This window comes from Mesorhizobium sp. M1A.F.Ca.IN.020.06.1.1 (genome assembly GCF_004023265.1).
Classification (GTDB): domain Bacteria; phylum Pseudomonadota; class Alphaproteobacteria; order Rhizobiales; family Rhizobiaceae; genus Mesorhizobium.
The window spans coordinates 1-1,580 of the sequence record NZ_RZSR01001173.1; the positions used below are offsets into that span (position 1 = coordinate 1).

A 1,580-nucleotide genomic window follows, 5' to 3' on the forward strand; every position below is an offset into this window, starting at 1 on the left:
GCCTGGTGGTGCCGAGCCAGGCCGCCGCGAGCAGGCGGCCGTCGCGGTCTCGTCGCCAGGGCGCGAGCGTCGCGGCCTCCCGCGCGGCGACGTAGTCGACCTTCCGAAAGCCCGCCCTGACGAGCGCTTCGGCAGCCTCACTCACCACACGTGCCTCATCCGCGCCGGACGCGAGTTCGGCCGCGGTCTGACGCAGAACCACGTTGAATTTGCGCGCGATCTCGAACTCGGCCGCGCCGAGATAGGCGTTGCGCGACGACATGGCGAGGCCGTGGGAATCACGCACGGTCGGCGCGCCGACGATCTCGACCGGCAGATCGAGATCACGGCACAACTGCCTGACAACGCAAAGCTGCTGGTAGTCCTTCTCACCGAACACGGCACAGTCGGGCGCTGCCTGCAGGAAAAGCTTGGCCACGACAGTGGCGACGCCGTCGAAGAAGGCAGGCCGAAAATCCGTCTCCAGGCCGGAGGAGGGGCCTCCGACCGAGATTTTGGTGGCGAAGCCGGCCGGGTACATTTCCGCCACGCCTGGCGTGAAGGCCAGATGCACGCCTGCTTCCCGCAGTTGGTCGAGATCGCGGGCCAATTGGCGCGGATATTTGTCCAGATCCTCGGTCGGCGCGAACTGGGTCGGATTGACGAAGACGGAGACGACGCAGCGCTCCGCCTTTTTGAGCGCGATCCTGACCAGCGAGATGTGGCCGTCATGCAGCGCGCCCATGGTCGGCACCATGGCGATCTTGAGGCCATCCCGGCGCCAATCCCGGATCTGCGCGCGAAGGGCCGCAACGCTCTCGACGACGATTGGCCCGCTCATGCCTGGTCCTTGCCCGATGCCGCCGAAAAAACGTGGTCAGGTCCGGGAAATGCGCGGCTGCGCACCTCGTCGGCGTAACGCGCCGCCGCATCCGCAATGGTGTCGCGCAGCTTTGCGTATTCCTTGACGAATTTCGGCACGCGGTCGACGGTCATACCGATCATGTCGTCTACGACCAGGATCTGGCCGTCGCAGTCGCCGCTGGCGCCGATGCCGATGGTCGGGATCGCGATATGGCGGGTGAGACCCGAAGCCACCGCCTCGACCGTGCCCTCGATGACGACCGAGAAGGCGCCGGCCTTTTCAACCGCTTCGGCGTCGCGAAAAAGGGCGGCGATGTTTTCCCTGCTCCGGCCCTTGATCTTGTAGCCGCCGTCCTTGTCCACCGACTGCGGCTGCAAGCCGATATGGCCCATGACCGGGATGCCTTCCGCGACGATTGCCGCGATCTGGGCGGCCATGTCGACCCCGCCCTCGAGTTTGACCGCCTGGCAGCCCGTCTCGCCGATGATGAGCCTTGCCGAGGCAACAGCTTGCGCCACCGATACCTCGTAGCTGCCTGCCGGCATGTCGACCACCACACAGGCCTTTGCGGAGCCACGCATCACCGCTTGTCCGTGCGCGATCATCATCTCCAGCGAAGCGCCGAGCGTCGTGGCATGGCCATGCAGCACCATGGCGACGCTGTCGCCGACCAGAAGCAGGTCGACATGCGGATCGAGCATGCGGGCTATCGGATAGGTATAGGCGGTTAGACAAA

At 65.7% G+C, this 1,580-nt stretch carries 2 protein-coding genes; both read right to left on the bottom strand.

What is annotated here, in order from left to right; all coding sequences use genetic code 11:
* The coding region (gene panC / locus EOA60_RS32170; RefSeq protein WP_128312570.1) for a pantoate--beta-alanine ligase at positions 1-820 on the bottom strand (820 nt) is incomplete at its 3' end.
* Positions 817-1,580, bottom strand: a 764-nt coding sequence (gene panB / locus EOA60_RS32175) for a 3-methyl-2-oxobutanoate hydroxymethyltransferase (RefSeq protein WP_128312571.1), incomplete at its 5' end; no start/stop codon positions are given. The genes panB and panC, both read right to left, overlap by 4 nt.